General features: G+C 55.5%; 1 pseudogene. It reads right to left on the bottom strand.

Going from position 1 to position 411, the window contains the following annotated elements:
- Positions 1-336, bottom strand: a pseudogene (locus AB9F29_RS21365) (molybdopterin oxidoreductase family protein); the annotation flags it as partial.
- Between the last annotated feature and the right edge of the window lie 75 nt (positions 337-411).

The raw sequence follows: 411 nt of genomic DNA, 5'->3' as shown, positions 1-411 counted from the left end.
GCCCTTCATCAACTTGTTGGCGACGTAGTAATCTTCGGTCAGCAATTGCCCTGAAACGTAAAACGCCACGGAATCGGGGCCGTGTTAGTCGATTGCGTCGCGAAATTTGCTTGCAACCAGATCGAGTGCTTCGTTCCAACTTGCGTCCCGTTTGCCGATCTGCGGTGCGAGAAGACGACCATCGAAATCGAGGGTTTCGCCGAGCGCCGATCCCTTGGAACACAGGTGCCCGAAATTCGCAGGGTGGTCGGGGTCGCCTTTAATTGTGCCGTCAGCGAAGGCCAAAACCCAGCAGCCAACCCCGCAATAGGGACAAGTTGTTTTAACGGCCTTCATTCAACCGCCACCTGTGCAAAGACTGCAGAAGCCGCAAGGAGGACGCGCCCATTCTCGACCTTGACTTCATAGGTG

It is taken from the genome of Falsihalocynthiibacter sp. S25ZX9 (assembly GCF_041205405.1).
GTDB classification, from domain to species: Bacteria; Pseudomonadota; Alphaproteobacteria; order Rhodobacterales; family Rhodobacteraceae; genus Falsihalocynthiibacter; species Falsihalocynthiibacter arcticus.
Note: the sequence above shows the minus strand (reverse complement) of the source record. Positions and strands in the feature narration are given on the sequence as shown.